Here is a 6,692-nt window from a genome sequence, read left to right on the forward strand (position 1 = left end):
CGCTGGGCTACTTCGCCCAGGTGCGCGGCCAGGGCAGCGTCGGCAGCAGCACGAAGACCACCAACCGCATCATCAGCAGCATGGATTTGCGCCGCCGTCTGCGCGCCAGATCCCGCTGGATCCGCATGATGTCGGCGGCGTGGCTTTCGACGGCCCGCGTTTCGGTTGACGGAAGCTGCATCGGCTTGATGGTTTGCGGCAGCTTCACGCCGTCGCCTTCCGGCAGTCTGGCCAATTCGCGCGACTGGATCGGCTGACCGTTCGGGGTGACCAGATCGAGCATGCTGGTGCGTTTGAACGGATCAATCCCCGCTGCGCGCAACTGGCGCACGGCGTCAAAATCCGAGGTTGCGGCAATGTCATGCTTTTGCGCCAGTTTGCGCGCCATGCGCAATTGCCGACCTGTCAAGCCTTCGCGTTTGATCGCATCGAGCGCCAGTTCAGCGCCGGGTGCGGCGTCGGCGTCTGTGGCGGATTTCGCGGCAGAATTGCTGTTGGCCGGTGCAGCCGTCACAAAACTTTGTGCTCCGAAACCGTCGTCATGGTTGTCGAACAGGCCCGCATCATCGGGCTTGCCCGGCGCGGTGACCGGTTCATCGGGGGCAGGGGGAAATTCCGGGCGCCGCGTCCGGAACCGCTTAGCCATCAGCTTTGTAGTCATAAAGGCGCTTCGCTTCTTCAAGGGTTTCGAACATGTAAAGCTGCCCATCGCGCAACACAGCGGCGGAGCGGCAGAATTTTTCCAACGTCGCCGCCTGATGCGATACGACGATGATTGTGGAGTTTTCAAGCCGCTGGCGCAGGATTGCCCCGGCTTTCTTGTTGAATTCAACATCGGCGGTGGAGGGCATGCCTTCGTCGATCAGGTAGAAATCAAATTCCAGCGCCAGCATCAGCGCAAAGGAAAACCGTGACCGCATACCGGAGGAATAGGTGCCGACCGGCATGTCGAAGTATTCCTTGATCCCTGCCAGCCAGCGACAGAAACTTTCCATATAATCAGGGTCCAGCCCGTAAAGCCGCGCAATATAGCGGGCGTTTTCGGTGCCGGTATGGCGGTTCATCACCCCGCCCATGAAGCCGAGCGGAAAGGAAATCCGGGCCTGACGGATGATCTTGCCTTCATCGGGTTTTTCCAACCCCGCCATCATGTTGATGATTGTGGTCTTGCCGGTGCCATTGGGGGCAAGGATGCCAAGCGAGTTGCCCATTTCCACCTTGAAAGAGGCCCGATCAAGGATCACCTTGCGGGTCTTGCCGGTCCAGAAGGACTTGCTCACATTCTCGAACGCGATCATCGGCCTGCTTTCAGTACACTGACGCTCTGCACCATTCGTCCCCGGTTTCATCCGGGATACGATTTTTGGGTTAACGATCCCTGACCATCCGGTGGAATTGACCGGAGTTGTGGGGATATGTCACCATTCTGGCGATATTATGTCGAAGTTGCAGGGGGGCGGCAAGGTTATTGCCCTGCGGCTTTTCCCCCCTGCTCAGGTCTTGCCAAAGGGACAGCCGGTCCGCGCCGGGTGCGCCGCGCGAGCAGAACCAGAACCGGGCCGAGCAGCAGGCTCAACCCCAGACCAAGGCGCGCGGCTTCCTGCATCGCGCCGCCGAGCAGCGCGGTTTCCATCGCCAGCACCGGCACGGTGAAGGCGATGCCCATCAGCCCCGCGATGAAGGCGATGTCGGCGAATTTCAGGCGAAGCGGCAGCGCAAGCCCGAACAAGCGCAAGCCTTTGGCAACAATCAGGATCCCTGCGGGTTTCGCCAGCCACAATGCGCCCAGTGCCACCCATGTCGTCGGGCCGAACGCGTCCATATCGAGGCCGCCGCGTGTGAGGCCAAGCAGCAGCAATACCCCGATCATCGCGGGCAACAACAGATGCGACATGCGGTTGAGCGGGTCTTGCAACAACCCTTCGGCCACGGCAAACAGCCCGAAACTGTGGTCGCCATGCGGCATCGCGGGCAGGATCGGCAGCAAGCCCAATGCGGGTGGCAGGCCCGAGGCGCAGACGCCGACCCAACTCACCACGCCCAAAATCAGCCATGGCCAGATCTGGCCGGCGCGCTGGCGGTCACGCTCGCTCACGTCCTTTTGATGCAACGGGCGGGTCAGGCCGAAATGGCCCACGCCTGCCGCCGCCAGCGGCAAGATGAGCCATGTCAGGCGCAGGCTGCCTTCGCTGGGTGCCGCCAGACCGTACAGGATCAGGCCGAGAACCCCATCGACAATGCACATGAACAGCAAGAGTTGCAGCGCCGGGTGGCGTTTACCGAACACCAGACGCCCGAACAGGAAAGCCAGCACGATATCGCTGCCGAACGGCATCACCCAACCGATGGAACCGGCGGCCTCATCGGCGGTTTCCAGCAGGGCGGACAGCCCTTGCCAGACCAGTGCCGCCGCAATCATCCCGCCAAGTACCATCAGCACCGGGCCAAGGCTCAACCGTCCGGCAAAGCTGGCATGTTCCAGCAGAAACGCCTCCCACGCCTCTTTCGCGATGACAAAGACGAAAAACGGCATCAACAGGCTGGAGACGAGCGTGGTCAGGGTAAAACCGGGGGAAAACAGCCGCATTGCGTCAAGCCAGTCACTGTCGGCAATGTGCCATTCCACAACGTCATAATAGGTGTTGGGGGTGGTGTTGACAGCCAATGTCGCAAGCGCAATGCCGATCAGCAAAGCGAAAGCGGAGCGGCGGAAATAGGGCGAGAAAGGGGGCACGGGGCAGCGGCCTTGTGTGATGGGGTCAATCCTGCCGTCTTCATAGGCGCGCAGCCGATGGCCCGCAATTGATGCGCATCGAAATGCTGCAACTGTGCCGTACTTGCACCTTGTTGCCGCAGGGCTTAGGGCAAGCTGCGGTCAGCGAATGGGGGGCAATATGCCGGAAGATGGAAAGCACAGCCAGAACGCCGGGGTCAGCGCGCTTGATTTCGCCCATGCGGCAATGATCGCCGATCCGGGCGACGATTCCGCGCGTCTGCGCTATTATGCGCGCCTTGCCGATGGCATGTTGCTTTTGATGCTGGAACAGGAGGCCGCAGACGGCGTGATCGCGCCGGTCGTGCTGGACACCGAGGACGGCAAGCTGGTTCTCGCCTTCGATACGGAGGAGCGGTTGGCGGATGCTGTCACCGCTCCGGTGCCTTACGTCGAACTGCCGGGCCGGGTGATTGCAGCGCAATTGGCGGGGCAGGGGATTTCGCTGGGAATCAATCTGGGCGTGGGCGAGGCGGAATTTCTGGTCTCTGCCGAAGCGCTGGTCTGGTTGGCGGAAACCCTGGGCAATGCACCTGCGGAAATCGCCGCGCGTCCGATTGCCTTTGATGTGCCGAAAGGTCTGCCTGCGGCGTTGATGCAGGCGCTTGACGCCAAGCTCGCCCGCGCGGGCGGGTTGGCGGAGGCGGCAATGCTGGTGGCCGTGCAGTATGAAGACGGACGGCGCGGGCATATGCTGGCCTTTATCGGCGCAGTCGCGGGGGCACAGAACGCGCTGACCCGTGCAGCGAGTGAGGCGTTGACGTTTTCCGGCGTGGACGCGGGTGAGATGGATGTGACCTTCCTTGCATCTGCTGCGCCAGTCGTGGCGCGCATGGCGCGGGTCGCCTTGCGCATTGAACTGCCGCAACCGGCGGCCACCGCGCCCGCGCCACGACCCGTGGCGCCCGCCGCGCCGGGGATGGACCCATCGAAACCACCGGTTTTACGTTGATGAATGGGGTATTATTTTACCTATTTTGTAACACACTGTTTTTGAATGATAAATAGCCGTCTGCTACCCTTGACTGTGGAAGGAGAGTGCCAGATACAGCGGCAATCAAACTGATCTTCTACACTTCAAAGGGTGTTAAATGAAAACCTTTACCGCAACGCCTGCGGATATCACCAAAAAGTGGATCCTGATCGACGCCGAAGGCATCGTTCTGGGCCGCTTGGCCACCATCGTGGCAAGTATCCTGCGCGGCAAGAACAAACCGACCTTCACACCGCACATGGATATGGGCGACAATGTGATCGTGATCAATGCCGAGAAAATCCAGATGACCGGCAACAAGCGCGCTGACAAGCGTTACTACTGGCACACAGGGCATCCGGGCGGCATCAAGTTCCGCACCGCAGCCCAGGTGCTCGATGGTGCGCACCCGGAACGTGTCGTGACCAAAGCGGTGGAGCGTATGATCACCCGCAACTCGCTTGGTGCGCAGCAGATGACCAACCTGCGCGTTTATGCCGGTGCCGCGCATCCGCATGAAGCCCAAAGCCCCACCGTTCTTGACGTTGCGTCGATGAACCCGAAGAACACGCGGAGTGCTTGATCATGTCTGATATCAAAACCCTCGACGATCTGAAATCCGCCGTCGCGGATACGCCTGCTGCCGCTGTTCAGGCCGCAGTTGTGCGCGAACCGATGCGCGACAAACTGGGCCGCGCCTATGCCACCGGCAAGCGTAAAGATGCGGTCGCCCGTGTCTGGATCAAGCCCGGAACCGGCAAGGTTGTGGTCAATGGCAAGCCGATGGCGGAATATTTCGCCCGCCCGGTGTTGCAGATGATTCTGGCGCAGCCTTTCACCGTTGCTGGTGTTGTCGGTCAGTTTGACGTGATGGCGACAGTTGCCGGTGGTGGCCTTTCCGGTCAGGCTGGTGCGGTGAAGCATGGCGTTTCCAAAGCGTTGCAGCTTTATGATCCGACCCTGCGCGCCGCTTTGAAAGCCGCTGGCTTCCTGACCCGCGACAGCCGCGTGGTGGAACGCAAGAAATACGGCAAGGCGAAAGCCCGCAAGAGCTTCCAGTTCTCCAAGCGTTGATCGGTTGGGGGCAACCCCGACCACAACAGTCTTTGTTCAATACGAAAAAGGCCCGCGCAATGCGGGCCTTTTTGTTTTGGTCGGTTGTTGGGTCGGATTACCCCGATGCGCCGTGGATCAATCGCGCCAGAACGGCTTGCGGATCTCAACCTGCGCTTCGCGGTGGCACAGACCGATATCGGCCAGCATGGCATCGTCAAGCCGGGCGAGGGCGCGTCTGGATTGTTGGCGCTGGCCCCAGGTGACAAACGCCGAAGCCAGTGCAAACACGCTATTTGCCGCAGCGGGCGTCAGGCGATTGGCGGAAATGCTTTGGGGGTTCTGATATGTCATGGTAGCCTCATATTTGTAATGGTACAATCCGGATTGACTGTATGCATTCCTTATCGCATAACGATACAAATTAATCTAGGGTGATCTTGTGACCGACACAAAGTGGCAACCAGACTTGACACAATACGACGGTCCGAAATATCTGGCGCTGGTTCGGGCGCTGCGGGAATCGATCAAGGTTGGCACATTGCCCCCTGGAATCAAACTGCCAACGGTGCGGGATCTGGCGTGGCAGATCAAGGTGACGCCCGGCACGGTGTCGCGCGCCTATCAGCTTGCCACGCAAGAAGGCTTGCTGGCGGCAACTGTCGGGCGCGGCACTTTTGTCGCCTCAGTGACGCCGCGCTTTGGCCCGACACAAAGTTTTTACACCGAGCGCGACCCGGCGCAGATCACCGGGCGCATCGACATGCGCTCCCCCCGGATGCCGGATGTCGGGCAGGGGGCGGCGTTCAATGCGGCATTGGCGGCAATCTCCGGTCAGGTGGCGACGGATTGGCTGGAATATCCGAGCCAGCGCGGTGAAGCGGCGTTGCGCGCGGAAGTGGTGAAATGGGTAACTGGTCGGGTGCTAGGGGAGGTGACGGCCGACGATGTTGCCCTGACCTATGGCGGTCAAAGCGCGATCAATCTGGTGTTCCAATGCTGCCTGCGCGGCGACCGCCCGATCGTGCTGATCGAGGATCTCGCCTATGCCGGGTTCCGCCATGCCGCCCGCCTGTCGCGCGCCGAGGTGCTGGGGTTGGAGATTGACGGCGAAGGGCTGCGCCCCGATGCGCTGGAGGCGGCCTGTCGTCGTCACAGTCCGCAAGTCCTGTGTCTGACGACCGAAGCCCAGAATCCAACCACGGTGCTGATGCCGGAACCGCGCCGCCGCGAAATAGCTGAAATCGCAAGGGCTTATGAAGTGCAGATCGTGGAGGATGATTGCTATTCCATCGCGCATAGCAACATCCCGTCGCTGCGCGCGCTGGCACCCGAACGCACCTGGTATGTTGGAAGCCTGTCGAAAAGTGTGTCGGCGGCGTTGCGGCTTGGCTATCTGATCTGCCCGGATGGCATGGGGCAGGCGGGGCGGTTGACTGCGCAGCACAGCTTCTTCGCGCTTGCCCGCCCGATTTCCGATCTGTGTCACCGATTGCTGAGCACGGGCGAAGCGGATGAGCTGCGTCACAAGGTTCAACTCGGTCTGGCCGACCGGCTGGAGGCGATGGTCGGTATTCTCGGCAAGTATGATCTGTGCTGGCAGGCGGGCCTGCCCTTTGTCTGGTTGCGGCTGCCATCGGGGTGGCGCGCGTCCAGCTTTACCAGAATGGCAGAAGCGGCGGATGTGCTGATCCGCTCCGCCGACGAATTCGCATTGATCCACGGTCGCGCACCCAATGCGGTGCGGCTTGCGATTGCCGGCGATCACAGCCGCGCAGAGGTGGAAGCCGCCTGCCACCGTCTGGCGCGGCTTCTCGACAGTCCGCCCGCAGAATTGTCGGTATGACAGCGCGCATGTGTGGCATTCTGGACTCGCACCGGCTGAATTGTATC

At 61.1% G+C, this 6,692-nt stretch carries 8 protein-coding genes; 4 read left to right on the forward strand and 4 right to left on the reverse strand.

All coding sequences use genetic code 11. From position 1 onward, the window contains the following. Nucleotides 1-7 precede the first annotated feature (7 nt). The 3 genes from L0H65_RS11860 to L0H65_RS11870 form a co-directional block, all read right to left on the reverse strand. Nucleotides 8-661: a hypothetical protein gene (locus L0H65_RS11860; protein ID WP_301459250.1), complete on the reverse strand. Its 654-nt coding sequence runs from the start codon at nt 659-661 to the stop codon at nt 8-10. Further along, nucleotides 639-1,298 carry an ABC transporter ATP-binding protein gene (locus L0H65_RS11865; protein WP_301459251.1) on the reverse strand — a complete coding sequence of 220 codons (660 nt, stop codon included), beginning with the start codon at nt 1,296-1,298 and terminating at the stop codon, nt 639-641. Before L0H65_RS11865 ends, L0H65_RS11860 begins: the two co-directional genes overlap by 23 nt. A 167-nt stretch (nt 1,299-1,465) precedes the next feature. After that, complete coding sequence (locus L0H65_RS11870; protein ID WP_301459253.1) at nt 1,466-2,734, reverse strand: Na+/H+ antiporter NhaA; 1,269 nt, start codon at nt 2,732-2,734, stop codon at nt 1,466-1,468. 160 nt (nt 2,735-2,894) lie between these two features. Between L0H65_RS11870 and L0H65_RS11875 the strand changes: the two genes are divergently transcribed. The 3 genes from L0H65_RS11875 to rpsI all read left to right on the forward strand — a co-directional run bounded on the left by L0H65_RS11875 (nt 2,895) and on the right by rpsI (nt 4,820). Beyond that, nucleotides 2,895-3,725 carry an SseB family protein gene (locus tag L0H65_RS11875; protein WP_301459255.1) on the forward strand — a complete coding sequence of 277 codons (831 nt, stop codon included), beginning with the start codon at nt 2,895-2,897 and terminating at the stop codon, nt 3,723-3,725. A 139-nt stretch (nt 3,726-3,864) separates the two neighbouring features. Beyond that, entirely contained in the window at nt 3,865-4,329 is a 465-nt protein-coding gene (gene rplM / locus L0H65_RS11880; RefSeq protein WP_301459256.1) for a 50S ribosomal protein L13, read from the forward strand. Between the two features lie 2 nt (nt 4,330-4,331). Beyond that, a complete protein-coding gene (gene rpsI, locus L0H65_RS11885) occupies nt 4,332-4,820 on the forward strand; it encodes a 30S ribosomal protein S9 (RefSeq protein WP_301459258.1) in 489 nt (162 codons plus the stop codon). A 117-nt stretch (nt 4,821-4,937) separates the two neighbouring features. Here rpsI and L0H65_RS11890 read toward each other — a convergent pair whose 3' ends face one another. After that, entirely contained in the window at nt 4,938-5,153 is a 216-nt protein-coding gene (locus tag L0H65_RS11890) for a DUF1127 domain-containing protein (protein ID WP_301459260.1), read from the reverse strand. Nucleotides 5,154-5,241: 88 nt separating this feature from the next. Here L0H65_RS11890 and L0H65_RS11895 point away from each other — a divergent pair, with 88 nt between their 5' ends. Next, nucleotides 5,242-6,645 (forward strand): PLP-dependent aminotransferase family protein, encoded by a 1,404-nt coding sequence (locus L0H65_RS11895; protein WP_301459262.1) that lies wholly within the window; start codon nt 5,242-5,244, stop codon nt 6,643-6,645. The last annotated feature ends 47 nt before the right edge of the window (nt 6,646-6,692 follow it).

This window comes from Pseudorhodobacter sp. (assembly GCF_030452865.1).
Lineage (GTDB): Bacteria > Pseudomonadota > Alphaproteobacteria > Rhodobacterales > Rhodobacteraceae > Pseudorhodobacter.